The organism is Methylomonas sp. MS20 (genome assembly GCF_050275925.1).
Classification (GTDB): Bacteria; Pseudomonadota; Gammaproteobacteria; order Methylococcales; family Methylomonadaceae; genus Methylomonas; species Methylomonas koyamae_A.
Genome location: NZ_CP189962.1, coordinates 730,064 through 755,379, shown reverse-complemented (window position 1 = coordinate 755,379; position 25,316 = coordinate 730,064). Strand labels below are relative to the sequence as shown.

21 protein-coding genes are annotated in these 25,316 nt (G+C 59.5%); 11 read left to right on the top strand and 10 right to left on the bottom strand.

Annotated elements, in window-relative coordinates:
• Positions 1 to 9 precede the first annotated feature (9 nt).
• From ACQE3D_RS03295 to ACQE3D_RS03265, 7 genes are all read left to right on the top strand, one after another.
• The gene (locus tag ACQE3D_RS03295; RefSeq protein ID WP_313729105.1) at positions 10 to 1,110 is read left to right on the top strand and encodes a glycosyltransferase; all 1,101 of its coding nucleotides are present in this window, start codon (positions 10 to 12) and stop codon (positions 1,108 to 1,110) included.
• Between the two features lie 36 nt (positions 1,111 to 1,146).
• Complete coding sequence (asnB, locus tag ACQE3D_RS03290; protein WP_313729106.1) at positions 1,147 to 3,084, top strand: asparagine synthase (glutamine-hydrolyzing); 1,938 nt, start codon at positions 1,147 to 1,149, stop codon at positions 3,082 to 3,084.
• Positions 3,085 to 3,099: 15 nt separating this feature from the next.
• Positions 3,100 to 4,242, top strand: a complete 1,143-nt coding sequence (locus ACQE3D_RS03285; RefSeq protein ID WP_313729107.1) for a glycosyltransferase family 4 protein — start codon at positions 3,100 to 3,102, stop codon at positions 4,240 to 4,242.
• A 31-nt stretch (positions 4,243 to 4,273) separates the two neighbouring features.
• The gene (locus ACQE3D_RS03280) at positions 4,274 to 5,239 is read left to right on the top strand and encodes an NAD-dependent epimerase/dehydratase family protein (RefSeq protein WP_313729108.1); all 966 of its coding nucleotides are present in this window, start codon (positions 4,274 to 4,276) and stop codon (positions 5,237 to 5,239) included.
• Between the two features lie 5 nt (positions 5,240 to 5,244).
• Complete coding sequence (locus ACQE3D_RS03275) at positions 5,245 to 6,270, top strand: MraY family glycosyltransferase (RefSeq protein ID WP_313729109.1); 1,026 nt, start codon at positions 5,245 to 5,247, stop codon at positions 6,268 to 6,270.
• Positions 6,267 to 8,129 carry a polysaccharide biosynthesis protein gene (locus tag ACQE3D_RS03270; RefSeq protein ID WP_313729110.1) on the top strand — a complete coding sequence of 621 codons (1,863 nt, stop codon included), beginning with the start codon at positions 6,267 to 6,269 and terminating at the stop codon, positions 8,127 to 8,129. The genes ACQE3D_RS03275 and ACQE3D_RS03270 overlap by 4 nt, the downstream gene beginning before the upstream one ends.
• Positions 8,130 to 8,203: 74 nt before the next feature.
• Complete coding sequence (locus ACQE3D_RS03265; protein ID WP_313729111.1) at positions 8,204 to 9,241, top strand: coproporphyrinogen III oxidase; 1,038 nt, start codon at positions 8,204 to 8,206, stop codon at positions 9,239 to 9,241.
• Positions 9,242 to 9,582: 341 nt separating this feature from the next.
• Here the strand turns inward: ACQE3D_RS03265 and ACQE3D_RS03260 are convergent, their stop codons facing one another.
• Complete coding sequence (locus tag ACQE3D_RS03260; protein WP_313729112.1) at positions 9,583 to 10,122, bottom strand: DUF1697 domain-containing protein; 540 nt, start codon at positions 10,120 to 10,122, stop codon at positions 9,583 to 9,585.
• A 160-nt stretch (positions 10,123 to 10,282) separates the two neighbouring features.
• Positions 10,283 to 10,954: a hypothetical protein gene (locus tag ACQE3D_RS03255; RefSeq protein ID WP_313729113.1), complete on the bottom strand. Its 672-nt coding sequence runs from the start codon at positions 10,952 to 10,954 to the stop codon at positions 10,283 to 10,285.
• A 544-nt stretch (positions 10,955 to 11,498) separates the two neighbouring features.
• On the opposite strand from ACQE3D_RS03255, the gene ACQE3D_RS03250 reads away from it, so the two are divergent.
• Positions 11,499 to 12,587: an IS5 family transposase gene (locus tag ACQE3D_RS03250; RefSeq protein ID WP_313729464.1), complete on the top strand. Its 1,089-nt coding sequence runs from the start codon at positions 11,499 to 11,501 to the stop codon at positions 12,585 to 12,587.
• A 248-nt stretch (positions 12,588 to 12,835) separates the two neighbouring features.
• Here the strand turns inward: ACQE3D_RS03250 and ACQE3D_RS03245 are convergent, their stop codons facing one another.
• Positions 12,836 to 15,202 (bottom strand): phosphoketolase family protein, encoded by a 2,367-nt coding sequence (locus tag ACQE3D_RS03245; protein ID WP_313729114.1) that lies wholly within the window; start codon positions 15,200 to 15,202, stop codon positions 12,836 to 12,838.
• Positions 15,203 to 15,421: 219 nt separating this feature from the next.
• Between ACQE3D_RS03245 and ACQE3D_RS03240 the strand changes: the two genes are divergently transcribed.
• Positions 15,422 to 16,228, top strand: coding sequence for a UDP-2,3-diacylglucosamine diphosphatase (locus ACQE3D_RS03240; RefSeq protein WP_064031578.1), 807 nt, complete (start codon positions 15,422 to 15,424; stop codon positions 16,226 to 16,228).
• 15 nt (positions 16,229 to 16,243) lie between these two features.
• Here the strand turns inward: ACQE3D_RS03240 and ACQE3D_RS03235 are convergent, their stop codons facing one another.
• From ACQE3D_RS03235 to gcvH, 5 genes are all read right to left on the bottom strand, one after another.
• Positions 16,244 to 16,669, bottom strand: a complete 426-nt coding sequence (locus tag ACQE3D_RS03235; protein ID WP_313729115.1) for a hypothetical protein — start codon at positions 16,667 to 16,669, stop codon at positions 16,244 to 16,246.
• Positions 16,666 to 17,469, bottom strand: coding sequence for a nucleoside triphosphate pyrophosphohydrolase (gene mazG, locus ACQE3D_RS03230; protein WP_313729117.1), 804 nt, complete (start codon positions 17,467 to 17,469; stop codon positions 16,666 to 16,668). The genes ACQE3D_RS03235 and mazG overlap by 4 nt, the downstream gene beginning before the upstream one ends.
• A complete protein-coding gene (locus tag ACQE3D_RS03225) occupies positions 17,466 to 18,398 on the bottom strand; it encodes a carbohydrate kinase family protein (RefSeq protein ID WP_064031580.1) in 933 nt (310 codons plus the stop codon). The genes mazG and ACQE3D_RS03225 overlap by 4 nt, the downstream gene beginning before the upstream one ends.
• Positions 18,399 to 18,498: 100 nt before the next feature.
• Positions 18,499 to 18,858, bottom strand: coding sequence for a diacylglycerol kinase (locus ACQE3D_RS03220; protein ID WP_064031581.1), 360 nt, complete (start codon positions 18,856 to 18,858; stop codon positions 18,499 to 18,501).
• A gap of 8 nt (positions 18,859 to 18,866) precedes the next feature.
• Positions 18,867 to 19,250, bottom strand: coding sequence for a glycine cleavage system protein GcvH (gcvH, locus tag ACQE3D_RS03215; protein WP_427551394.1), 384 nt, complete (start codon positions 19,248 to 19,250; stop codon positions 18,867 to 18,869).
• Positions 19,251 to 19,409: 159 nt separating this feature from the next.
• Between gcvH and ACQE3D_RS03210 the strand changes: the two genes are divergently transcribed.
• Positions 19,410 to 20,426, top strand: coding sequence for an efflux RND transporter periplasmic adaptor subunit (locus tag ACQE3D_RS03210; protein ID WP_313729118.1), 1,017 nt, complete (start codon positions 19,410 to 19,412; stop codon positions 20,424 to 20,426).
• Between the two features lie 8 nt (positions 20,427 to 20,434).
• Here the strand turns inward: ACQE3D_RS03210 and ACQE3D_RS03205 are convergent, their stop codons facing one another.
• Positions 20,435 to 21,475: an MJ1255/VC2487 family glycosyltransferase gene (locus ACQE3D_RS03205; RefSeq protein WP_313729119.1), complete on the bottom strand. Its 1,041-nt coding sequence runs from the start codon at positions 21,473 to 21,475 to the stop codon at positions 20,435 to 20,437.
• Complete coding sequence (locus ACQE3D_RS03200) at positions 21,472 to 21,996, bottom strand: phosphatase PAP2 family protein (protein WP_071155866.1); 525 nt, start codon at positions 21,994 to 21,996, stop codon at positions 21,472 to 21,474. The genes ACQE3D_RS03205 and ACQE3D_RS03200 overlap by 4 nt, the downstream gene beginning before the upstream one ends.
• A 237-nt stretch (positions 21,997 to 22,233) precedes the next feature.
• On the opposite strand from ACQE3D_RS03200, the gene ACQE3D_RS03195 reads away from it, so the two are divergent.
• Positions 22,234 to 25,173: an EAL domain-containing protein gene (locus tag ACQE3D_RS03195; protein WP_313729120.1), complete on the top strand. Its 2,940-nt coding sequence runs from the start codon at positions 22,234 to 22,236 to the stop codon at positions 25,171 to 25,173.
• Positions 25,174 to 25,316 lie beyond the last annotated feature (143 nt).

The following is a 25,316-nucleotide window of genomic DNA, read 5'->3' as shown; positions in this document are numbered from 1 at the left end:
CAGACCACCGTGAAACTGATCTACGACGCCCGCCCGATCGCGCTGCAATACACCGGCCTGGGCCGCTACACCGCCTCGCTGCTACTCGCCCTGTTGGACAGTCCGCGCCGCGCCGACCTGACCATCGACGTGCTGATCGACCGGGGCTGCGATCCCAACGGCATGCACTATCGGGCCCTGCAACGTTATCTGGAACTCGGCGCTTGCCGCTTGCACGCCGTCGATGCGCCGCCGATTTCGTTCCGTCAACACGTCTCGGTGCCGCGCTGGGTCAACCGGCAAGGCGCCGACCGCTATTTCTATCCGCATTTCGACATGCCGCTGGGGATCAAGATACCGAGCGCCTTCGTCGTCCACGACTTGATTCCGCTGCTGGTGGACGGCTATGTGCAGTCGCTCGGCTTCGCCAAGAAACTGTATTTCCGACAAATGCTGCGCCACCACGTCGCCAGGGCGCAAGCCTGTTACGCGGTGTCGGCCACGACTCGCCAGGATATACTCGAACAGGTCGGCGAACGCTGGGCGGGCAAAGTCCGGGTGGCTTACGAAGGACCGGTGCTGACCGACGCCGGCGGCGACATCGAACCGCCGCTGCTGAACCCGCCGTATCTGCTTTACGTCGGCGACCGTCGTCCGCACAAACATCTGCGCCGCATCGTCGATATTTTCAAGTTGCTGCGCGACCGCCACGGTTACCAGGGCCGATTGGCGCTGGCCGGTTCCCGGCGGAACTTCGATTTCGATTTGGACGCCTATATCGCCGACCGCGCCGACATCCGCGTGCTGGGCAACGTCTCGGACGCCGAACTCCTAGCGCTGTATGCCCACACCGACGCCTTGATGTTTTTATCGGCCTACGAAGGTTTCGGCCTACCGGTGGTGGAAGCCGCCCGCTTCCACCGCAAAATCGTCGTGTCGGACGGCGGCTCGTTGCCGGAAATCACCCCGCCCGGCGCCTGCCAAATTCCCTGCTCGCTCGCCACGGACGCGGCGGCCGAGCAAATCGCCGCCTATTTGGCCGACCGGACCCAGCCGGAGCTGAGCGACTACAATCGACGCTATACTTGGCGGCGGGCGGTTGAAGCGATTTTCCCGGAAGCGCTGGCATGAACACCTTTACATACAATATTCGAGGACACTGAAACCATGTGTGGTTTTGCCGGCATCTTTCAGCCCAACGGCGGCGATTCCACGCGTCTTGGCGACAGCCTCGCTATCATGAACGCCACGCTGAACCATCGCGGCCCGGATGACAGCGGATTGTGGCTGGATGCAGAGGCCGGCTTGGGTTTGGCGCATCGGCGCTTGGCGATCCAGGATTTGAGTCCGGCCGGCCACCAGCCGATGCCGTCGGCTTGCGCCCGCTACGTCATCGCCTTCAACGGCGAAATCTACAACCACCTGGCGCTACGCCAACAGTTGGAACGCGAAAACCGCGCGCCGGTCTGGCGCGGTCACTCCGATACCGAAACCCTGCTGGCGGCCATTGCCGCCTGGGGCCTGGAACAAACCCTGGCCGCCTGTGTCGGCATGTTCGCGTTCGCGTTGTGGGACCGGCGCGATCGCGTGTTGACGCTAGCCCGCGACCGGTTGGGCGAAAAGCCGTTGTATTACGGCCGGCAAAACGGCACGCTGCTGTTCGGCTCGGAGTTGAAAGCGCTGAGAGCGCATCCGGATTTTCGCGGCGAGATCGACCGCGAAGCGCTGACCCTGTTTCTACGTCTGAGCTACGTGCCCGCCCCGCTTTCGATTTACCGGGGTATCGGCAAATTGCCGGCTGGCTGTTACGTCCGTTTCGCCGGGCGCGACGACCCGCAACCGGTCGCGTATTGGTCGACGGCAAACGCGGCGGCGGCCGGGATCGACTCCCCCTATCCCGGCAACGAAGCCGAGGCGGCCGCCGAATTGGAGCACTTGCTGAACCAATCGATCGCCGGTCAGATGCTGGCCGACGTGCCGCTCGGCGCGTTTTTGTCGGGCGGCATCGATTCGTCGTTGATCGTCGCGTTGATGCAAGCGCAGTCGGCGCGGCCGGTAAAAACCTTCACGATCGGCTTTAACGAAGCCGGCTACAACGAAGCCGAATACGCCCACGCGGTGGCCCGCCATTTGGGCAGCGAGCATACCGAACTCTACGTCTCGGCGGCTCAGGCCCGCGCGGTAATCCCGAATCTGCCGACGATTTACGACGAACCCTTCGCCGACGCCTCGCAAATTCCAACCTGGCTGGTCAGCCAATTGGCGCGCGAGCAAGTGACGGTCAGCCTGTCCGGCGACGGCGGCGACGAATTGTTCGGCGGCTATAACCGCTATTTCCTCGGTGCCGGTTTATGGCGCAAATTGGCGCCGTTGCCGCCCGTCGCGCGCACCCTCGCGGCGAATCTGTTAACCGGCTTCGGCGCCGAACAGTGGAACCGGCTGGCCCGGTTGGCCGCGCCGTTATTGCCGAACGCCTGGCGCTACGCCAACCCCGGCGACAAATTGCACAAACTGGCCGGCGTGCTGCATGCCCGCTCGCCGGACGCGCTGTATCGGCATTTGATTTCGCACTGGCGGGAACCGGCCGAGTTAGTCGTCGACGGCCGCGAGCCGGCAACGCCATCGCCCGACGCTCGTTTCGGTTTCGTCGAACGCATGATGCTGTCCGACACCGTCGGCTATTTGGCGGACGACATTCTGGTCAAGGTGGATAGAGCGGCGATGAACGTCAGCCTGGAAACCCGCGTGCCGTTTCTAGATCACCGATTGGTCGAATTTGCCTGGCGCTTGCCGTTGGCGATGAAAATCCGCGGCGGCCAAGGCAAACATATCGTCAAACAAGTGCTTTACCGCCACGTGCCGCCGGCGTTGCTGGAGCGGCCGAAGACCGGCTTTTCGATTCCGTTGGACCAATGGTTGCGCGAACCGTTGCGCGACTGGGCCGACGACCTATTGAACGAACGCCGCTTGCGCGAGCAGGGTTTTCTAAAACCGCGACCGATAGTCGAGGCCTGGCAAGCCCACCGAGGTGGCCGTTTAAATCGTCAATACCCGCTGTGGAACGTATTAATGTTTCAGGCATGGCTGGAAAAGCAGACGGGCTAGGCGGATAATTCGGTCATGGCAAACCCGAAACTGCTCTATTTCGTCACCGAGGACTGGTATTTCTGCTCGCACCGGATGGCGTTGGCCAAGGCGGCTCGAGCCGCCGGCTTCGACATCAGCGTCATGACCCGCGTCACTCGCCATGGCGACGCGATCCGCGCGGCCGGCTTCGAACTGATCGACCTGCCGGTCGATCGCGGCGGCACCAATCCGTGGATCGAATTAAACACCTTGATGCAAGTGTGGCGGGCCTATCGCCACCTAAAACCCGATCTGGTCCACCAAGTCGCGCTGAAGCCGGTACTTTACGGCGGCATCGTCTCATTGCTGATGCCGGAACTGAAAACGGTCAACCTGTTGGCCGGCCTCGGTACGATTTTTTCGTCGTCACACCAACGCGCCAAATGGCTGCGGAAAGTGGTCCAGCCGCTGTTCAGCCTGTTGTTCCGGCGCCCCAACAGCCAAACCATCGTCCAGAATCGCGCGGATTACGCGTTGTTGCGCGACCAGTTGCGGGTTCCCGAGTCGGCCCTGCACCTGATCAAGGGTTCGGGTGTCGATACCGACGAATTTCGCGCCATCCCGGAACCGCCCGGCCGGGTAACGATAGCCCTGGTTTCCCGCTTGCTGTGGGACAAGGGCATCGGCGAGTATGTCGCCGCCGTCGGCCTTTTGAAACGCAAGGGCCTGGAGTTTGACGCGTTGCTGGTCGGCAGCCCCGATCACGAAAACCTCGCGCCGATCAGCCAAGCCCAGTTGACGGCTTGGAACCGACAAGGCGACGTCCGCTGCGTTGGCCACGTCGACGACGTCGCCCACTTCTGGCGCGACGCGCACATCGCGGTGTTGCCGTCGTTTTACGGCGAAGGTATTCCCAAGAGCCTGATTGAGGCCGCCGCCAGCGGCCGCGCCATCGTCACGACCGACACGCCGGGCTGCGACGAAATCGTCGCCGACGGCGAGAACGGCTATTTGGTGCCGGTCAAGGACGTACCGGCCCTGGCCACCGCGCTGGAAAAACTGCTGACCAACCCAGCGTTGCGCCAAGCCATGGGACTAGCCGGCCGCCGCAAGGTCGAACAGGAATTCTCCGACGCCATCGTCCTGGCGCAAACACTCGCGGTGTATCGGCTCTTGCTCGACGCCGCCCCCGACTAAACCCAACTCCGGCCGCATCCCTGTCCACTTGATGAACGACGCGATCCGCTCGATTTTAATCACCGGCGCCAACGGCTTTATCGGCTCGGCCCTACGCGACGCCTTATGCGTGCGCGGCCATGCGCCGAAAACCGCCGGCCGCGCCACGACGGCCGGCATTGACTTCGCCTGGGACATGGCCGGCGAAGCGGCTTGTCCGCCCGAGTTGCTGGACGGTATCGATACCGTGTTCCATCTGGCCGGCAAGGCCCATGCGCTGGCCGAAAATCGCCAGGACGAGGCCGAGTACTTCGCGGTCAATACCGCAGGCACCCACAAATTACTGGAAGCCGCCAAAGCGGCGGGCGTGCGGCGTTTCATTTATTTTAGCAGCGTCAAGGCCGTCGGCGACGCCGAGCAAGCGCCGTGGGACGAAACCGCGTCCGCGCCGGCCGACACGCCTTACGGCCGCTCCAAATACGCCGCCGAGCAGTTGGTATTGCACGGCGGCTACGTGCCGCATCCGGTCGTGATCCGGCCGTGCATGGTGTACGGCAACACCAACAAGGGCAATTTGCCGCAGATGATACGCGCCATCCACCAAGGCCGATTTCCGCCGCTGCCGGAAACCGGCAACCGGCGCTCGATGGTGCATGTCGCCGATCTGGTCGAGGCAGCGATCCTGGTGGCGGAACACCCGGCCGCCGCCGGCCAAATCTATATCGTCACCGACGATACGCCCTATTCCACCCGGCAAATTTACGACTGGATTCGCACCGCGCTGGGCAAACCGCCGGCGCGCTGGCGCGTGCCGTTCCAAGCTCTGCGCGCCGCCGCTCGGTTCGGCGACGGCCTGAACCGGCTGTGCCGGCAGCGCATGCCGTTGGATAGCGACACCTTGCGGAAATTAACCGATTCGGCCTGGTATTCGTCTGCTAAAATCCGCCGGGAACTGGGCTTTACTACCACCCGCAATCTTCGGGACGCCCTGCCCGACCTGATTCGCTATTTGACCTGATCCGCGTGCTGCTTTTCTTCCTCGTCGTTTGCCTGTCGGCCGGCCTGACCGGACTGATCCGTCTTTACGCCTTGCGCAACCGCGTGCTGGACATCCCCAATCAACGCAGCTCCCACACCACGCCAACCCCGCGCGGCGGCGGTTTGGCGATGGTCATCAGTTTCGCGGCCGCCTCGGCTTGGCTATACCTCGACGGCCGTTTACCTGCCGACGCCGCGCTAGCCTTGGCCGCCGCGCTACCGGTCGCCGCGATCGGCTTTCTCGACGACCATGCCGAAGTCAGCGCCCGTTTAAGACTGGCCGTTCATCTGCTGTCGGCCGGCACGGCCGTCTGGCTACTGAACGGTTTACCGGCCGTGCTGATGCCGGCGCCGCTGGACGGATTATTGGGCGGGCTGATTTGGCAAGTGGGCAGCCTGGGCTATGCCTTAGCGTTGTTGGGCTTGGTCTGGTCGTTGAATCTGTTCAATTTCATGGACGGCACCGACGGCATCGCCGCCTCGGAAGCCCTGTTCGTGTCGGCGGCGCTGGCCGGTTTGCTACATTACATCCACCCCGGCCTAGCAGCAACGGCGCTGACCTTAGCCGCCGCCAGCGCGGGTTTTCTGATCTGGAACCGGCCGAAGGCGAAAATCTTCATGGGCGACGTCGGCAGCGGCTTCATCGGTTTGGCGCTGGGTTTGCTGATCGTGCTGGCCACGCGCGAGGCCCCGGCGCTGCTGTATTGCGGTGTCATTCTTTACGGCTTGTTCATCGTCGATGCCAGCTACACGTTGGCGCGCCGCGCGCTCGGCGGCCAACGCTGGTACGCGGCGCATTGCTCGCACACCTATCAACACGCCGCCAAGCGCCACGGCCACGCCAACGTCTTGCTGGCCTGCTGGGCGATCAATCTGCTTTGGCTGTTGCCGATTGCATTTTGGGTGTTCTCCCGCCCCGCTTACGCGCTGGCGGCGATCGCGCTGGCCTACACGCCGCTGATCCTGCTTGCCCGGCATTATCAAGCCGGCCACCCCGAGTTTCAGCCGTGACCTGGCGTTTCCGCTCGCGCACGACGATCTTTCTGCACGATCTGGCGATGGTGCCGCTGGCCTGGTTCGGCGCCTATTGGCTGCGCTTTAATCTGCACGCGATTCCGGACGAATACCTGTATTCGGCGTTTCTGTTTCTGCCCGGCGTCATCGGCGTCCAGGTCGGGCAATTCTGGCTGTTCGGCTTGTACCGGGGCGTCTGGCGTTATTCGTCGCTGCCCGACCTGATCCGGATCGGCAAGGCGGTGTTAAGCGGGGTGTTTTGGATCGCCTGCGGCCTGTTTCTTTACAACCGTCTGCAAGGCGTGCCGCGCTCGGTGGTACCGCTATACGTGATCATTCTATTCTCGCTGCTCAGCGTGCCGCGTTTGGTGTACCGGTTTTGGAAGGAGCGGGCCTTCGTCGAGCGGGTCGGCCGGCGGGCGTTGATCGTCGGCGCCGGATCGGCCGGCGAAATGCTGGCGCGCGACCTGCTTGCGAATCACGACAGCGGCTACGTTCCGGTCATTTTCGTCGACGACCATCCGGGCAAATTTCGCCGAGAGATTCGCGGCATCCGGGTGGCCGGCAACGCCGAGCAAATTCCGGAATTGGTCAAGCAATGGGACATCGAAACCGTGTTGATCGCGGTGCCGTCGGCCAACGCCGCGCAGATGCGCCGTATCGTCGAAATCTGCGAAGGCTGCGGCGCCGATTTCCAAACCCTGCCGTCGGTCAAGGAGTTGTTAAGCGGCGCGGTCACCAAGGCCAATCTGCGTAGCGTCTCGATCGAAGACATTCTGGGTCGGGCGCCGGTCAAATTGGACTGGCCCGGCATTCAGGCCCATCTGCGCGACAAGACCGTGTTGGTCACCGGCGGCGGCGGTTCTATCGGTTCGGAACTGTGCAAGCAACTCGCGAAGGTAAAGCCGCGGCGGCTGATCGTCTTGGACCAATGCGAATTCAATTTGTACAAGATCGACGCCGACCTGGCCCGGCTGTTTCCACAATTGCCGCGCGTCGCGGTGCTCGGCGACGTGGCCGACGTCTTAACCGTGCAACGCCTGATCGAAACCGAGCGTCCGGAAATCGTGTTCCACGCCGCCGCCTACAAGCACGTGCCCTTGTTGGAATATCAGGTCCGCGAAGCCGTGCACAACAACCTGATCGGCACCAAAATCCTCGCCGAAGCCGCCATCGCCGGCGGCGTGGCGCGCTTTGTGTTGATTTCGACCGACAAGGCGGTCAATCCCAGCAACGTGATGGGGGCGACCAAGCGCGCCGCCGAAATCCTGTGCCAGAACCTGGACCGGCCGGGCTCGACCCGCTTCACGACGGTGCGCTTCGGCAACGTGCTGGATTCGGCCGGCAGCGTCGTGCCGCTGTTTCGCGAGCAAATCAAGGCCGGCGGCCCGGTCACGGTCACCCACCCGGACATCACCCGCTACTTCATGACGATACCGGAAGCCTGCCAGTTGATCATGCAGGCCGAAACCGCCGGCGCCGGCGGCGAGATTTTCGTGTTGGACATGGGCGAGCCGGTCAAGATCCGTTATCTGGCCGAACAAATGATCCGGCTCAGCGGCAAAATCCCGGATCGGGACATCGCGATCGAATACGTCGGCTTGCGTCCCGGCGAGAAATTGTACGAAGAGCTGTTCCATGAACAAGAGGCCTTGCAAGCCACCGGCCTGCCGAAACTGCGGCTAGCCAAGGCCAGGGTCTACGACAGCGGCGAATGGCTGGCCAGCATCGAGCGCATGCAGGCCGGCTGCCTGTGCCGCGAAGCCGGCGAGCTGCTATCTTGTTTGAAACAATTGGTCCCTGAATTTCAACAACAAACCCAAAACCGAGTCGAGACCATCGATCCGCCCCGGTAGCACCCGATCGGCGCATCGCGGCGACCGTTGCCTAACCCACCTCAACCAACTCGTTAAATCTCGGAAATCAGAATATGCCAGCGATTCACGCAAAATCCCCGCGCGCCGAGCGCGCTTACGCGATGCTCCGCGAGCTTAGGCGGCGTTTCGTGAGCCAACTGAACCCAATCGCGGTCCAATTCGGCGACGGCCAGCCATTCGAGCCGATCGAATGGCTGCGCGACCAAGGCCGGCACGGCGGCGGCGCCCGCTACATGGCCACCGACCTGAACGCATTCAACCGCGCCTCGGTCAACACCTCGCAAGTTCAGTACGACGACGACCCCGCCAAGAAGCTGGCTTCCGCGTCGGCGCTTTCCACGATCATCCATCCGAACAACCCGCTGGCGCCGTCGGTACACATCCACATCAGTTGGACCGAAATGAAGGACGGCAACGGTTACTGGCGGATGATGGCCGACCTGAATCCGTCGAACCCGATCGAATCGGACACGACCCGGTTTGCCGACTGCCTGAAACAAGCCGCGCCGGCGCTCTACGACGAAGCCGCGCGACAAGGCGACCGCTACTTCTATATCCCGGCGTTACGGCGCCATCGCGGCGTCAGCCACTTTTATTTGGAAAACCATAATAGCGGCGATTTCGACGCCGATCTGGAGCTGGCCCAGGCCGTCGGCACGGCCGCGATCGATACCTATTGCGCGATATTGGCGGCGGCGCTGGCGACCCGCACCCAACCCAGCGAGGAACACCGCCAACGCCAGCTCGACTACCACACCTTGTATCTTTTCCAAGTGTTGACCTTGGATCGCGGCACCACTTCCGGCTTGCTGGTACACGATCAGAACGACATCGGCATTCTGGCTTCGTTGCCGGCCCAAATTCATCGCGGCTTGCTGGCCTCGTGGCTCGCCGGAATACCGGCGCCGCAGGACGCTTTATTGCGCGGCCTGCTGGCCTGTCTGCCGGAAACCGACCCCTGCCCGATCGAAGACGCGACCAAGCAAGCGTTCGCGGCTTGCCTCAGGCAACACTACACCGCGCATCCGGAGGCCATAGACTTGCAAGCCAGCGGCAACTCCATTCCGCCGACGGTCAGCAATCATCGTTGACGAAAATGAAGCCTTCGACGGCTGGGTTTGTCTCAAAACTCGGGCTTTGGGTAGGCATTGCTTACCATTTAGAAGAGCATCAAGGTGACGGCTCAACTGCTCAAACTAAGCAAAGAAGTCAAATCTGTCGGGAATGAGCCGAATCACAATGAAATTGAAGGGTTTTAGAACGCCGGCTTTCGCAGGCGCTTCGCAATTGCTGTCTCGGACACCACTGTTGCCGTCCCCCTAGCCTTCGGCTCTACGAAAACCCGGCCGCCGAGCTTTAACCAACATAGTAACGAACCATGAACTGCGCGGCTTTTTGCGCGGCTCCGGCGCATTGCGAGCTTAGGAAGCTGCTATCCCGAACTCGCCATTTCCATGACTTTACAAACCGTTTTCCAGTTGCGATCCGTCATTGAGATACCCAAAAGTTTCTCTGAGTTAGCAGCGAGCCTCGACCTACCAATCCCCTCCGGCGCATGAAGGTAAAACACGTGCTCGGTTAACAGAAAACGTTCGCTATTCGTTCTTAGGGCGGCAAGCTTCTCCAAATTTGGATTTTGTGGCGATGCGGAGAGAAAACCGAGGTGCAAGCTACTCGGGGCAATCACCGCCTCGGGAAATGGATTCTCCGCGATGGCTTTGGAGAGTGCTTCGAGAGTAAGAATGTGAATATGCGGCTCGAAACCACGGCGCATATTGATCTCGGCGGAAAGTTGCTTGGAAAGATGAGCCAGGTTATTTTCAGTACTCTCAAATACCCCGTTGCCGCTTTGAATATATGTCCGAACCTTCCGAGCCCCGATGTGTTCCAAGGCGGCAACAAGTTCCTTCATCGGTAGCGAATGGCTGCCACCGACATTGATACCGCGAAAAAAGGCAACGTAAGTATTCATATTGTCAGTACCAGAGTAAATCTCTAAGCGACCGAACATTCGACATAAAAGGCGCGCGCCACAGTACAAGCTCCGATTAGCGCAGCGTATTCGGAGGAACGCAATCACATACGTCCGATTACGCTACCGCTAACAGTATCTACGGTCCTTCGCGAAAAACTTAATTGCTATGGCGTTTTCTTTGGCTCATTCCAACCAAACTCAGTACGGAAGCAAACAACCATATGGCTCCTGGCAACGGAATGACGGAAGCTTCTATGTGATAGTTATACCCCGCTTTTATACTATCTACCGCCGCGAAACCGTCAATGCTTATGGATTGATCGCTCAGTGTTCCGGACCAAAAAGATGGGTTTAGATTGGGCATTGTCACGCAGGAAGCAATGACGCCTGACGGGATGGAACAACCGAGAGATTCAGGCTCCGACTGAAATGCCGTGCCGCTAATCATGGCACTAAAGAAGCTGGGAAAATCGAAGCTATGGATTGCGCCGTTCAGCGTGATATTGGCGTTGGTAAACAATATCCTGTTGGCGATTTCTCCGCTTGCCGACGTTGAAGAAGGGCTTGCCGTGCTTTGATAGCGTTCGACGTCAAATGAACCGGATATGCTGAATGGTCCAAAGTTCTCGCTTGGCTCCGAGCCATCCGCGCCGATTACGATTAAAGAGGGTCTGTAGGTAGCCGAACTCCCCGTTGCGTTAATAACGTAATGAGCGGTTGCGGTTTTGCCGAAATCCACTCCGGCAACTACTGTGGCTTGTGCCGAGCTGATTGCCAGCATGCCGCCTAGCAGAGCGATCCCGCGTGAAATATCCAAAAATCTAAACATGAGTTCTCCTTGAATTGTTGAATTGGCAGGCTTCCTAACCTTTGGCTAGGCTGCGCGGATTCTATAGAAGCGGGCAATTTCAGTCAAACAAACAAACTATGCTGCCTGGAGATTTTTGTCGTATCCCAGTTAGAGTTCCTCCGATTAGCGTAGCTTAATCGGAGGAACGAAATCGCATACGTCCGATTACGCTACCGCTAATCGGACCTACGGTCCTTCTTAGAATCCATATGTTTATTGAAATAACGAGTGTGCCTAACAAGCAATTAAACAGTTTCCGCATACCACCAAACCACGATTCCCGCGCGGAAACCTGTTGTTTAAATTCGTGCTGTTCTTTCCATATATCATTTTACGATCTGCAATCGCGGTTAAGGCGCGGCCATTGAATCAAGCCAAGCGCCAGGCGACAACACTTAGCAGGCTGTTGATTTTATCTCCCCCGCAAGCCGCATTGATTCGTTGAGTTAGGTGCTGGATATATTCGTAACACGTTGTTATTCATGGTAAAATGCTTTTGTTTTCCACATATTCCATCGAATCCATGCGCGGCGCCGACATTACCCAAGAAGAACTGTTCAGTTACCGAACCCTGGAAGAACGGATTCCAAAAAAACATCCGCTCCGCAAGCTGCGCAAAGTGGTCGATCTGTTGCTGGCCACATTGGATGACGAGTTCGATGCGCTCTACGCCCGTCGCGGCCGGGATTCCATTCCGCCGGAGCGCCTGTTACGCGCCAGCCTGCTGCAAGTCTTGTTGTCCATCCGCTCGGAGCGGCAGTTAGTGGAGCATATCGACTTCAATCTGCTTTACCGCTGGTTCGTCGGCTTGACCATGGATGACGCCGTGTGGGACCACTCCACCTTCAGCGCCAACCGCGACCGCTTGCTGAACGAGCGCATCAGTCGTTTGTTTTTCGAACGGGTGTTGGCCTTGGCGGACTGGCAAAAGTTGCTGTCCGACGAACATTTTTCCGTGGACGGTACGCTGATTCAGGCCTGGGCCTCGCACAAGAGTTTCGTCAAAAAAGACGGCTCGACCCCGCCGCCGGAAGACGGCGGCCGTAATCCCACGGTCAACTTCAAGGGCGAGAAGCGCAGTAACGAGACTCACGTATCACGTACCGATCCCGATGCGCGGCTGTACAAAAAGAGCGAGGGCGACAAATCGCAGTTGGCATTTCTTGGTCATGCTTTGATGGAAAACCGTAACGGCCTGGTGGTCGATGTCGAAGTCACTCAGGCCAAGGGAACAGCGGAACGCGAAGCGGCTCAAACCATGGTCAAGCGTACGATCCACAAGCCGAGCGCGACCTTGGGTGCCGATAAAAACTATGACACCCAAGACTTTGTCGCCAATCTACGCCAGCGCAAGGTGACCCCGCATGTCGCCAGCAAGGACAAAGGCTCGGCCATCGACGGCCGCACCACCCGACACGACGGCTACCGCAAAAGCCTCAAAATCCGCAAGCGGATCGAAGAGGTCTTCGGCTGGGCCAAGACCGTCGGTCCGCTACGGCAAACCAAGTTCCGGGGTTTGAAGAAAGTCGCCGCGCAAACGATTTTTACGTTTGCGGCCTATAACCTAACGCGGATGGGCGCCATTTTCGGCTGGCGTTACACGACCGCCTAGGCGCTAGTACGCCTGAAATCCGCCCAAAGGCGGAATTGCCCCCCTTCGGGGTGAATATAACCGGCTAAAACCGGTTTTTGAGGCCCAATCAGGCTTCCAGACCACCCGGTGCTTCGGAAAATGGCGTCGAAACCGAAGGTATATCGGCAAATTTCAACAGCCTGTTAGGTTTCCGCCGCGCCCGAGGCGATGTCCCAGCCATTCCGGCGGCGCCGGAATGGCTGGCTGCCGACGGGTTTAGCAAACGATCACGGCCACAGCCAGTTGTCGGCTTCCGGTAGATCCACGCCGTTTTCGTAGGCGTAGTTGCGGCATTCGATTTGGCGGTCGCGGAGCTTTTCCTTGACGTGGGCGCCGGCGACTCGGAGCGCGGGTATCCGGTCGATCACGTCGATGGCCAGACTGAAACGGTCGATTTCGTTTTGGATCGCCAATTCCAGCGGAGTGTTGATGCTGCCTTTTTCCTTGTAGCCGCGCACGTGCAGATTTTTGTGGTTGGTGCGGCGGTAGGTCAAACGGTGAATCAGCCACGGATAGCCGTGGAAATTGAAGATAACCGGCTTGTCGACGGTAAACAGGCTGTCGAAGTCCTTGTCGCTCAAGCCGTGCGGATGCTCGGCGGCCGGGGTCAGCTTGTACAGATCGACGACGTTGACGAAGCGGATTTTCAAGTCCGGGAAATGCTCGCGTAGCAGGACCACCGCCGCCAAGGCTTCCTTGGTCGGAATGTCGCCGGCGCTGGCCAACACCGCATCCGGCTCGCTGCCGTTGTCGTTGCTGGCCCATTCCCAAATGCCGATACCCTTGGTGCAATGCTTGATCGCGGCGTCCATGTCCAGGTATTGCAAGTGTTTTTGCTTGTCGCAGACGATGACGTTGATGTAATTGGTGCTTTGCAAACAATGGTTGGCGACCGACAACAGGCAGTTGACGTCGGGCGGCAGGTAGATTCGGGTGATTTCCGGGCTTTTGTTGACGACCACGTCCAGGAAACCGGGGTCTTGGTGGGTGAAACCGTTGTGGTCCTGGCGCCAGACCGTCGAGGTAATCAGCAGATTCAACGACGACACCGGCGCCCGCCAAGACACGGCCTTCATCATCGCCAGCCATTTGGCGTGCTGGTTGAACATCGAATCGATGACGTGAACGAAGGCTTCGTAAGTCGAGAAAAAACCGTGGCGGCCGGTCAGCAGATAGCCTTCCAGCCAGCCTTCCAGCGTGTGCTCGGACAGCATTTCCATGACCCGGCCGTCGGTCGCCAATTCGCCGCCGTCGGCGTCTTCCGGCAAATAGTCGGCCAGCCAGGTTTTTTTGCTGGCACCGTAGATCGCATCCAGTTTGTTGGACGAATTTTCATCCGGGCCGAATACCCGGAAGTTGCGCATGTTCTCCGCCATAATGTCGCGCAGGAACAGGCCGAGCGGCCGGGTGTTCTCGGCGACCGATTTGCCGGGGCCGGGCAAGGCCGCCGCGTAGTCGCGAAAATCCGGCATCCGCAATGCTCGGCGCAATACGCCGCCATTGGCGTGCGGCGTCGCGCTCATCCGTCGCGGCCCCTTCGGCGCCAGTGCTTTCAATTCCGGAATTAAACTGCCGTTGGCGTCGAACAATTCTTCCGGCCGGTAGCTCCTCAGCCACTCGTCCAATTGCGCCAAATGCGCCGGCTTTTCCCTGACTTCGGCCATCGGCACTTGGTGAGCGCGCCAGAAGCCTTCGACCTTGCGATTGTCGACAAACTTGGGGCCGGTCCAACCCTTGGGCGAGCGCAACACGATCATCGGCCAGCGCGGCCTTACCACGTCACTGCCCGCACGGGCGGCCTGTTGTATCTTGCGGATTTCCAGCAGGCAGGTTTCCAGGGTCTCGGCCATTTTCCGATGCATTGTCAGCGGATCGTCGCCCTCGACGAAATACGGGGTCCAGCCGTAGCCTTTGAACAGGTCTTCCAGCTCTTGATGCGAGATGCGCGACAGCAAGGTCGGGTTGTTGATCTTGTAGCCATTCAGATGCAGGATGGGCAGCACGGCGCCGTCGCGGGCCGGATTCAGGAATTTGTTGGAATGCCAGGAGGTCGCCAACGCGGCGGTCTCGGCCTCGCCGTCGCCGACCACGGCCGCGACTAGCAGATCCGGATTGTCGTAAGCCGCGCCGAAGGCGTGGGAAATGCTGTAACCCAGCTCGCCGCCCTCGTGAATCGAGCCCGGCGTTTCCGGCGTGCAATGACTGCCGATACCGCCCGGAAACGAGAATTCCTTGAAAAACTGACGCATGCCTTCTTCGTCTTCGCCCTTGTTCGGATAAATCTCGCTATAGGTGCCTTCCAAGTAAACCGGCGCCAACACGCCCGGCGCGCCGTGGCCGGGGCCGGCGATGAACAGCACGCTTTGGTCGTACTTGTTAATCAAGCGGTTCAGATGCACGTAGGCAAAACTCAAACCGGGACTGGAACCCCAATGGCCAAGCAGGCGGCGCTTGATGTGCTCGGGTTTTAACGGCTCGCGCAGCAAGGGATTGTCGCGCAGGTAAATCATCCCGGCGGCCAAGTAATTGCACGCGCGCCAGTAGGCGTCGATCTGGCGCAGTTCGGTGTCGGACAGGTTGATTTCGGTACTCATGACTACTCCGTAGGTTCGGCTGAAACGATGGCGATTCGGATAACGACAACCATGCCGATCGACGGAGCGATCAAGCTGGACGCCACGCCACAAGCATAGCCGACAACGCCGAAAGTGGCGGCCCAAGCAGCTTTAACCGAAATGTCACGCAAGCTTTACCGAGCTGTCACATAACGGATTTATGCTGAACTCATGTCAAACTGCTATGGTGAGCGTGCCATGAAATTGCACTATCGTTCGATCTGGATTTCCGATACCCATCTCGGCACCAAGGGGTGCAAGGCCGAGTACTTGCGGGACTTTCTAGACAACAGCGAGTCCGACTACCTGTATCTGGTCGGCGACATCATCGATTGCTGGAAATTTCGTAGCGGCTTTTACTGGCCGGCGCTGCATAACGACATCGTGCAACGCATCATCAAAAAAGCCAAGGCCGGCACCCGCGTGGTCTACATTCCCGGCAACCACGACGAAATGTTCCGCAAACACGCCGGCATGCATTTCAACGGCATCGACATTCAACTAAACGCGGTCCATAAGACCCAGGACGGCCGGCGCTTTCTGGTGTTGCACGGCGACGAGTTCGACAGCATCGTCTGCCACAATAAGAGCTTGGCCTACATCGGCGGCGAGGCTTACGAAGTGCTGCTGTACATCAACCGCTGGTTCAACGCGATCCGCGCCCGTTTGGGTTACAAATACTGGTCGCTGTCGGCGTATTTGAAGCATAAGGTCAAGAATATCGTGGCGTTCATGGACAACTACCAGCACATCCTCAGTCTGGAAGCCCAAAAGCGCAAGGTGGACGGCATCATCTGCGGCCACATCCACCACGCCGACATCAGCGATATGGAGTTCGGCAAGACTTACGCCAACTGCGGCGACTGGGTGGAAAGTTGTACCGCCCTGGTCGAGAATGCCGCCGGCCAGTTGAGCATCGTACATTGGCTGGAAGACAGCCAACGCCTGCTGGATGCCGCGCCGGAGCCGCAAACCGCCACCGGCGGTTACGCCCAGGCGGCCTGAAACCCGATTCGGCGGCTAGCGATGCCGTTTCTTGCCGGTGCTGGATTTGGCCGCGGTCTTTTTTCCGGCTTTTTTAGACTTGCCGGATTTTCGGGCATGGGCGGCCGCCGGTTCGGCGGCCGCGCGCTCCAGTTTGGCGTCGTCCTCGGCATCGGCCGGTAAATCGGGTACCGCAACCGCATTGGCCGAAGACGGGACAACGCCGCCATCGACAGTGGATTGATCGCAATCAGGTAAATCGTGGTCTTCCGGCGTACAAATGACCCGGTAAACAATTCGCCGATCGTCGCGGCCGCTGCTCTCGGCCGGCACCGTTGGCGGGGCCGAGTCCTCGGAAATCGTGCCCAGCACTTCCGCGCGGACGGTCCCGGCCACCAATACCCCCAACGATAGCGCCCCGGCGAGACACGCCCCCCTGATCGGACCGGCCAAGCGACTCATTGGCTTTGCAAGCGGCGCTTGGCTTCGTTCCACAACGCGTCCAGTTCGGCCAGCTCGCAATCCAACAATTGCCGGCCGCTGGCCTTGACCTCGCGTTCGATGAAATTGAAGCGGCGGGTGAATTTACGAGTGGCTTCGCGCAACGCGATTTCCGGATTGACTTTCAGATGGCGGGCCAGATTGACAGCCACCAGCAGCAAATCGCCGACTTCCTCGTGGATGTGAGCTTGATCGCCGGATTGCCAGGCTTCATGGACTTCTTGCAATTCTTCGCGAACCTTGTCGAACACCGGTTCGACGGCCGGCCAATCGAAGCCGTGACTGGCGGCGCGGTTTTGAATTTTCTCGCATTGCACCAGAGCCGGCAGGCTTTGGGCGACGCCGGCCAGCACGCTTTCATCGGCGTCGGCCGGCCGCTTTTGTTGACGTTCCTCGGCCTTGGCGGTTTCCCAGGCTTGCTGGCGCTGTTCGTCGCTGTCGAATTTGGCGTCGGCGAATACGTGAGGATGGCGGCGCACCAGCTTGTCGCCGATCGCGCCGGCGACTTGCTCGAAATCGAACAAGCCGCGTTCTTCGGCGATTCGGGAATGAAACACCACTTGCAGCAGCAAGTCGCCGAGTTCGCCGCGCAGATCGTCGAAGTCGTCGCGCTCGATCGCGTCGGCGACTTCGTAGGCTTCTTCTATCGTGTAGGGAATCAGGCTGCGGAAGTCCTGCTTGACATCCCAGGCACAACCGGTCTCAGGGTCGCGCAGCCGGGCCATCAAGGCCAGCAAGGCTTGGGTTTTGGCTAAACTCAAAACGTCGATCCGAAGGTTTGTTCGTAACGGGCCTTGAATTCCGCCAGTGTGAAGGTGTGGTTTTGAGTGCCGTTGTGCTCGATTTTGATCGCGCCCAGCAACGACGCGATCCGGCCGGTCACGTCCCAATCGTAGTCGTTCATCAGACCGTACAACAAGCCGGCCCTGAATGCGTCGCCGCAACCGGTCGGGTCCGCCAGTTGCTTGGGCTGGGCCGACGGGATGTCGATGCACTCGCCGCGCGTATAAATTTTCGACCCTTGGCCGCCCAAGGTCACGATCAACGCGTCGACCCGCTCGGCCAGTTGTTCCAGACTCAAGCCGGTGCGCTGTTGCATCAATTCCGACTCGTAATCGTTAAACGTGGCGTAATTGGCCAGATCCATCAGCTTCAACAATTCGTCGCCGTCGAACATCGGCATGCCCTGGCCGGGATCGAAGATAAACGGAATTCCCAGTTCGGCGAATTGTTCGGCGTGCTCCAGCATGCCTTGCTTGCCGTCCGGCGAAACGATACCGACGCTGATCTCGGACGCCAACGGCACGCTGTTCAGATGGGAGAAATTCATCGCGCCGGGGTGGAAGGCGGTGATTTGATTGTCTTCCACGTCGGTGGTGATGTAAGCCTGACCGGTGTAATGGTCGTCCAGCACCTTGATGTAACGACTGGAAATGCCGCATTGGCTCAGCCAATGGGCGTAGGGTTCGAAATCGTGGCCGACCGTGGCCATGATCAGCGGTTCCTCGTTCAACAGTTTCAGGTTATACGCGATATTACCGGCGCAACCGCCGTATTCGCGGCGCAGCGCCGGTACCAGAAATGACACGTTCAATATGTGCAATTTCTCGGGCAGGATGTGATTTTTGAATTTGTCGTGGAACACCATGATGGTGTCGTAGGCCATCGATCCACAGATAAGTGCGCTCATTGTTGTCCTTGAAATAACGTTTTTCGGCGGGCGCTAAGGTACCGGATGTTGGCGCCCGGTACAAGGCAAAGATAGCAGACCGGCCGAACCGGTCCGGCCGTTACAACAAGATCAGAGCCCAGGTCGCGGCGGCCCAAATCAGCGACAGCATCACCGCCGCCGAGCCGATGTCCTTGGCCCGGCCGGACAATTCGTGATGCTCGAAACCGACTCTATCGACGACGGCCTCAACCGCCGAATTCAACAGTTCCACCAACAGCACCAACACCACGCTGCCGATCAGCAAGGCTTTTTCGATTGGGGTATGCCCCAACCAGATCGCCAGCGGCGTAGTCACCAGGAACAAAACCACCTCTTGGCGAAACGCTTCCTCATGTTGCCAGGTGGCTTTGAAGCCGGCGATCGAGAAGAAGCAGGCATTCACCAAGCGCTTCAATCCTTTTGCGTTTTGATTGGCCATGCCGTTTCCTAAGCCTCGATTTGAGCAGTATACGCGGCGGCGTCCAGCAAGCCGTCCAATTCGCCGGGATCGGCAGCCTGCACGCAGAATAGCCAAGTGGCGTACGGCGCGTCGTTGACCTGCTCCGGCGCGTCGGCCACGCTGTCGTTGACCGCGACGACGCTACCGCCAACCGGGCTGTACAGATCGAACGCGGTTTTTACCGACTCGACCACGGCGCATTGCTCGCCTTGCTTGACGGTCCTGCCGACTTCCGGCAAGCCGATGAACACGATGTCGCCCAGTTCGGACTGGGCGAAATCGGTAATCCCGACCCGAACCAGGTTGGCATCCTCCAGCTTGGCCCACTCGTGGGTGGCCGCGTATTTCAAGTTTTCTGGCGTTTCACTCATGACGATATCCTGTAAAGCCTAACGGTAGCCCAACAGCATAACGGGCTAATTTTTTTACACAACAAAAAATTCAGGGCGCCATTGGCGCGCACCCTTATAATTTCGACGATCCGCCGGCGTCGAATCGGCCGGTTTCTCAGACATTCACTCGATCACATCATGCGCAATCTCCGTATTCCGGCCTGTCTGCTCGCTGCCTCGGTCGCGGCCAGCGCCGCCGCGGCTACCGACCCGGACGATGCCGAGCCCGGCCAGGTCCCGGCCGCAGGCGCCACCACCGAGGCGCTGACGCTGACTCGGTCCGGCCAACGTTTGGCCGGCATCGTCACCCGTCGCCTGGAAAGCAGCCGGCGCCGTTCCGAATTTTCGGCCTACGGCAGCGCGCTGAACCCGGAGCCGCTGTTGGCAATCCGCCAGCAATATTTGGCCGCGCAAGTCCAACAGGACAGCGCTCGGGCCAAATTCGACGAATCGGCCCATAACTTGGCCCGGACCCGCGACCTGCACCGGCAAGACATTGTTTCCACTCGCCGCCTCCAGGAACAACAAGCGCTGTGGCAGGCCGACAAATCCGGCCTGGCAAGTAGCGGCTACCAACAACAAGCGATCGCCGCCGCCAGCCGCCTGACCTGGGGCGTCACGCTGACCGACTGGTTCACCCGCCCGAATCATCCGCAAGCCGAACAGCTACTGACCGGCCAAGCCCAGCTATTGCAAATCACCTTACCGGCCGACGCACCCGTCGATCTTGCCGTCGGCAAGGCCCGAATTCAGGCCGACGCCCAACGCCAGACCGAACTGACCGCCGAAGCCATCGCCCCGGCGCCGCAAGTCGATCCGGTCAGCCAGGGCCGCCGCTACTTTATGTTGTGTCGGGCCTGCCGCCTGCCCTACGGCGCGCCGCTAACGGCCTGGCTGCCCGGCGCCGAAACCGGCCAGACCGGCGTGCGGATTCCGGCCTCCGCGCTGGTCTGGCATTTGGGGCAAGCCACGGTGTTCGTCAAAGCGGCCGACGACCGTTTCAGCGCGCGGCCGTTGCTGGACTACGCGGCGGACGGTCTTGACTATTTCGTGACGGCCGGCCTGCAAGCCGGCGAGGAAGTCGTCACGACCGGCGCGCAGACGTTGCTGTCTCAGCAATTGAAAGGCACCGCCAGCGGCGAAGGCGATGATTGAAGACGGGATCAATAGCTGACCTGTAGCACGTCCACTTTTTCCCAGACCCGTTCGGTGAAGTCGGCGTCCATTGCCGGCATGCCGTCCTTGAGCCAATCGACGATGACTTTGGCAACGTTCGGATAAGTCACATGCACCGCGTGCGGATGCCGCAACCACTCGTCGATCACCGCCGCGTCCAGGTTGTACATCGTGTGCCCGTAACCCAGTTGTTTCAACGCGGCGGCGTTGGAGATCTGTTCCATCTGGGCGTGCAAGGGCTTGACCAGTATCTTCTTACCCAATTGCAGGGATTCGCTGGCCAGCTCGAAGCCGGCGTTGCTGATGATGCCGGCACTGTCGTACAAATCGGTTTGAAAGCCTTGTCGAGACAGCGGTTTGCACTGAATATGCGAGTAGGGGCTGGCGATCGGCTCCGGCGCGTAGACATGAAACTGGTAATTTTCGAAAGGACTCAGCAGCGTCATCACTTCGCCGATGTCCTCGAACGGCAAATACACCAGAATCTTGTTCGCCTGCACGCTTTGCGGAAACGCCGGGGTTTCAATGATGGGCGGCAATATAGGCTGGCCGAAATGATGCCAATGCAGGCCGACACCAATGTCGGCGGGCGCGAAATACTTCATGACCCGCTCGGCGATGGGGTCGCCGCCGGCCCGCGGAATGTCGTGGCCAAAGGCGTATTGATGACCGATACCCAACACCGGCTTGCGCTGGCGTTTGGCGGCCCAAGCCGTCACCGGTTCGAAATCGCTGATGATCAAATCGTAGCCGCTCAAGTCCAGGCTGCCGATGTCCTTGACAAAGCGGATAGGCTTGGCTTGCAACGCGGTCTTAACGTAACTGACCTGACCCTTGTGAGTATTGAAGGTCAAGCCATCCTTGAGCTGGTAGCCGTTGAACACTTCCATGTCGAAATACTTGTCGGCCGGCCGGCCGCTGAATTGAAACGTCACATCGAAACCGGCCGCGTTAAGCTCCCTGGCCATCACTCTGGCGCGGGTGATATGACCGTTGCCGGTCCCCTGCACCCCGTAAAATATTTTCATAATAAGGTTTGATTTAAGCTAAAAATCGCGATGGCAACGCCCAGCAGAGCCCCCATCAACGTATCGGTCGGAAAATGCACGCCCAACACTACCCGCGAAAACCCCACCGACGCCGCCCACAGATACAACAACGGCATCAGCGTCGGCAGGAAATTGCCCAGCAGAGTCGCCACCATGAAAGCGGCCGAGGTATGGCCGGACGGGAAACTAAACTGGTCGGACGGCTTGATCGTGCTGCGAAAATCGCGCAGCGCCTGCTGCGGCCGGTTGCGTTTGAAACCGTTTTTGAGCAACCAATAAATCGGACGCTCCAACAAAAATGCCAGCAACAGCGCTTGTAGCAGCCGGTCGTGACCGCCCTGGTCCCAGTACAACCAAATCGCCAGCATCACATACGGCACGCCGTCGCCGGTCTTGGAAATCGATCGACATACACCTACCAAATTGGCGTGCGCACCGACGCCGTTCAGCCAGGTAAATAACGAAACGTCGTATTTGTGTATCGAATAAATCAGCTTCATGGCCCTTCCCCCTCAACTTTGCCGCGCGTGTCGACCGCGACGGCCGCACGGCGTTGGAAAACCGTTTTTCCTTTTGTTATTTGGTCCTTAACGCGATGGGACTAGCTTAAATTGGCCGTGTGACAGTGGAATGAAGGTTTGTTTAAGGTTGTGTGACAACCCGATCCGGCGCGAAAGGGCTAAAATAGCGGAAGGCTCGGCCGGGCCTGACACCGCATAGGGCACCACGAGATTAGGATGAGTCGAAAAACCATTGCCGATTTGATGACCAGGGAGGTCGTGCAAGTCGCGCCCGCGACACCGCTGGCGGATTGCGCCGATATGATGGCGCGCCGCCGCATTAGCTCGTTGGTCATCGGCGAACAGCAAATGCCGCTCGGCATTGTCACCGAACGGGACATGGTCAAATTGCTCGGCAACGGCACCGATCTGGCGTTGCCGGTCGGCGATTTCATGGCCGCCCCACTGATTACCGCGCCAGCGGACACCGATTTCCGGGACGCGGTTCATCTGCTGATCCAGCACGGAATACGCCATCTGGCGGTGGTTGACGACGAAGGCCGGCTCACCGGCATCGTCACTGAAACCGATTTTCGCCGGCACAGCGGGATCGAGGAATTCGTCGGGCTGCGCACGATCGCCAGCATCATGGACACCAACGTGCTGTCGCTACGCCGCACCACGACCGTCGGCGACGCCGCCATCCGCATGCACGCCAACCGCGCCAGTTGCGCGATCGTCGTCGACGGCGTCAAGCCGGTAGGGATCGTCACCGAACGCGACATGGTCCGCCTTTATCGCCGCCAAGCCGCCGATATGCTGGTCGGCGACGCGATGAGCAGTCCGGTGCTCAGCGTGTCTCCCGAGCATCTGGTCATCGACGCGGTTCAACTGATGCAGACTCGCGGCGTCCGTCACCTGGTCGTTGTCGACGACCGGGGCGACATGCTGGCCACCGTCGGCGAACACGACGTGGTCAAGCACACCGAAGGCCAGTACATCGACCTGCTCAATCAGATCATTCACGAACAACTGGACGAATTGCGCCAGCACCAAGCCAAAATCGCCGAGCTGACCTATCAGGCGGCACTGTTGGCCAGCGAAAACCGGGTCCTGGAAAAACAACTCAAGCTCGATGCGATCATCGAAAACGCACTGGACGCTATCGTGCTGATGGACGAAAGCGGGGCCATCAGCGGCTGGAACCATCAGGCGGAAACGATGTTCGGTTGGCCGAGGGACCAGGCCTTGGGCCGGAAACTGTTGGAAACCATCGTGCCGCCGATTTATCGGCAGCAGCATCGAGAAGGCGTGAGGACCTTTCTGGCATCCGGCGCCAACCGCCTGAACATGCGCGTCGAAACCCTGGCGATCGATCGGCAGGGCCGGCATTTCGCGGTGGAATTGTCGGTTACCTTGGTCGAAACCGCGCAAGGCCGGGAATTTGCCGCATTCATTCGCGACATCTCCGAACGCAAGCGCAACGAGGACGAAATGCGAGTGGCCTCGCTGATCTATCAAAACAGCGGCGAAGCGATGATGGTCACCGACGCCAACGGGGCGATCCTGAACATCAATCCGGCCTTTACCGAATTGACCGGCTATCGGCTGGACGAAGTGGTCGGCAAAAAACCGCGCATGCTCAATTCCGGCCGCCACGATGCCGGCTTTTACCAGGAAATGTGGCATCGTTTGAACACTTGCGGCTCCTGGCAGGGCGAAATCTGGAATAAGCGCAAAAACGGCGAAATCTTTGCCGAGTGGCTGACGATCAATACGATTTTCGACGAAGCCGGCGCGCCGCACCGGCGTGTGGCTCTGTTCTCCGACATCACCGAAAAGAAGCGCGCCGAGGAATTGATCTGGACCCAGGCCAATTTCGATCCGCTCACCGGCCTACCCAACCGCCGGATGTTTCAAGAACACCTCAGTTTAGCCGTCAAAAAATCCGAGCGCAGCGGCATTCCGCTGGCCTTGATGTTTATCGACCTGGATCATTTTAAGGAAATCAACGATACGCTGGGCCACGACATCGGCGATAAATTGCTGCAGGAAGCGGCTCGGCGTCTGAGCGGCAGCGTGCGCGCCACCGACACGGTCGCGCGCTTGGGCGGCGACGAATTTACCGTGATTCTCGAAGACATCGAGTCGCCGAGCGCCACTTCGCGTATCGCCGAACATATCCTGGAAAAACTGGCGACCAGTTTTCATGTGGAAGGCGAGGTTTTTTACATTTCGGCCAGTATAGGCATCACGTTTTACCCGGACGACGCCGAGGCGCTCGACGACTTACGCAAAAATGCGGATCAAGCGATGTACGATGCCAAGCACCAGGGTCGCAATCGCTATAGCTACTTTACCTCGGACATGCGCGAAGTCGCGCTGAATCGACTGAGCATCGTCAACGGCCTGCGCCAAGCCCTGGCCAACGCCGAACTCAGACTCTACTACCAACCCATCGTCGACCTGCGCGACGGTTCGGTTTACAAGGCCGAAGCGCTGATCCGCTGGCAACATCCGCAACGCGGCCTGATTGGGCCGGATATTTTCATCCCGCTGGCCGAAGAACAAGGCTTGATCCTGGATATCGGCGACTGGGTTTTCCGGCGGGCGATCCGCCAAGTCGGCGAATGGCGGGAGCGCTTTCGCCCCGATTTCCAGATCAGCGTCAACAAGTCGCCGGTACAGTTTCAGACCGATCAAACCTTTTACAAGAACTGGCTGCAAATTCTGCTCGACGCCGGTTTGCCGGGCGACAGCGTCACGATCGAAATCACCGAGAGCCTGACCTTGGGCGGCAAACCCATCGTCGCCGAAAAGCTGCAACTGTTTCGCGATGCCGGCATCCAGGTGGCGATCGACGACTTCGGCACCGGCTACTCGTCGCTCGCCTACCTGAAGCGCTACGACATCGATTTCCTGAAAATCGACCGCAGCTTCGTCCGCAACCTGGACAGCAACGAGAACGACCGGGTGTTATGCGCGGCGATGATCGCCATGGCCCACACGCTGGGCATGCAGGTCATCGCCGAAGGCGTCGAAACCGAACGGCAGCGCGACTTGCTGGCCGCGGCCGGCTGCGATTACGCGCAAGGCTATTGGTATACCGTTCCCTTGCCGGCGGAGCAATTCGAGCAATGGTTGCTCGACTCCGGCCGAGCAAGCTATACCAAATGAATCGCCTACGGTTTCTTCGCGCGATTTCAATCCCGGCGGACTCCGGTTGGCAATTTCCGGCGCGATGGAGCGCGCGGCGATTGAATTTTTAGCCGCGCGCCAGGTTTGCTACAATTTACGGTCGCGCCCGGCGTCGCGCAAGA

Excerpts from the sequence above, each read along its gene's own strand:
- asnB (WP_313729106.1), top strand. The coding sequence starts at position 1,147 with ATGTGTGGTTTTGCCGGCATCTTTCAGCCCAACGGCGGCGATTCCACG.
- ACQE3D_RS03280 (WP_313729108.1), top strand. The coding sequence starts at position 4,274 with ATGAACGACGCGATCCGCTCGATTTTAATCACCGGCGCCAACGGCTTT.
- gcvH (WP_427551394.1), bottom strand. The coding sequence starts at position 19,250 with ATGAGTGAAACGCCAGAAAACTTGAAATACGCGGCCACCCACGAGTGG.
- ACQE3D_RS03260 (WP_313729112.1), bottom strand. The coding sequence starts at position 10,122 with ATGAATACTTACGTTGCCTTTTTTCGCGGTATCAATGTCGGTGGCAGC.
- ACQE3D_RS03195 (WP_313729120.1), top strand. The coding sequence starts at position 22,234 with ATGAGTCGAAAAACCATTGCCGATTTGATGACCAGGGAGGTCGTGCAA.
- ACQE3D_RS03225 (WP_064031580.1), bottom strand. The coding sequence starts at position 18,398 with ATGAGCGCACTTATCTGTGGATCGATGGCCTACGACACCATCATGGTG.
- ACQE3D_RS03235 (WP_313729115.1), bottom strand. The coding sequence starts at position 16,669 with ATGAGTCGCTTGGCCGGTCCGATCAGGGGGGCGTGTCTCGCCGGGGCG.
- ACQE3D_RS03245 (WP_313729114.1), bottom strand. The coding sequence starts at position 15,202 with ATGAGTACCGAAATCAACCTGTCCGACACCGAACTGCGCCAGATCGAC.
- ACQE3D_RS03285 (WP_313729107.1), top strand. The coding sequence starts at position 3,100 with ATGGCAAACCCGAAACTGCTCTATTTCGTCACCGAGGACTGGTATTTC.
- ACQE3D_RS03265 (WP_313729111.1), top strand. The coding sequence starts at position 8,204 with ATGCCAGCGATTCACGCAAAATCCCCGCGCGCCGAGCGCGCTTACGCG.
- ACQE3D_RS03205 (WP_313729119.1), bottom strand. The coding sequence starts at position 21,475 with ATGAAAATATTTTACGGGGTGCAGGGGACCGGCAACGGTCATATCACC.
- ACQE3D_RS03240 (WP_064031578.1), top strand. The coding sequence starts at position 15,422 with ATGAAATTGCACTATCGTTCGATCTGGATTTCCGATACCCATCTCGGC.
- ACQE3D_RS03200 (WP_071155866.1), bottom strand. The coding sequence starts at position 21,996 with ATGAAGCTGATTTATTCGATACACAAATACGACGTTTCGTTATTTACC.
- ACQE3D_RS03210 (WP_313729118.1), top strand. The coding sequence starts at position 19,410 with ATGCGCAATCTCCGTATTCCGGCCTGTCTGCTCGCTGCCTCGGTCGCG.
- ACQE3D_RS03220 (WP_064031581.1), bottom strand. The coding sequence starts at position 18,858 with ATGGCCAATCAAAACGCAAAAGGATTGAAGCGCTTGGTGAATGCCTGC.
- ACQE3D_RS03255 (WP_313729113.1), bottom strand. The coding sequence starts at position 10,954 with ATGTTTAGATTTTTGGATATTTCACGCGGGATCGCTCTGCTAGGCGGC.
- ACQE3D_RS03250 (WP_313729464.1), top strand. The coding sequence starts at position 11,499 with ATGCGCGGCGCCGACATTACCCAAGAAGAACTGTTCAGTTACCGAACC.